Annotated in this window: 1 protein-coding gene; it reads left to right on the top strand. The window is 48.7% G+C overall.

The window, feature by feature from the left end; all coding sequences use genetic code 11:
• Positions 1-596: ABC transporter ATP-binding protein (locus R7O13_RS28865; RefSeq protein WP_318305461.1), on the top strand; the 596-nt coding region annotated here is incomplete at both ends.

Here is a 596-nt window from a genome sequence, read left to right as displayed (position 1 = left end):
TTAATGCGGTGAAATCGGTCAGCTTTGATATTGGAAAAGGCGAAGTATTCGGCCTTGCTGGGGAATCTGGATGCGGAAAGAGTACCATCGCTTTTTCGATCAATCGTCTGCACAAGCCGCCCGCGTTTATCTCTGGCGGACAAATTCTGTTCCAAGGTAAGGACATCTTACGTTTGTCCGATAAGGAGCTAAGCGCGCTGCGTTGGAGCGAAATCGCCATGGTATTCCAAAGTGCCATGAACTCGCTTAATCCGGTACTGACCATTCAAGAGCAGTTTGCAGACGTCCTACGTCATCATCAAGGACTCAGCAACGAGCAAGCCAAAGATCGCGCCGAAAAACTGCTCGATTTGGTGAACATCCCTCGAGATCGACTGGGTGAATATCCGCACCAGTTCTCTGGGGGAATGCGCCAAAGGCTGGTTATTGCCATCGCGCTGTCTTTAAACCCTAAGCTCATCATTATGGATGAACCAACGACAGCGCTTGATGTGGTGGTGCAGCGAGAGATCCTGCAACAAATTTATCAGCTGAGAGAAGAATTTGGTTTCTCAGTTCTTTTCATCACCCACGATTTAGCTTTGATGAGCCAACTG

This window comes from Vibrio sp. Y176 (assembly GCF_033438945.1).
Note: the sequence above shows the minus strand (reverse complement) of the source record. Positions and strands in the feature narration are given on the sequence as shown.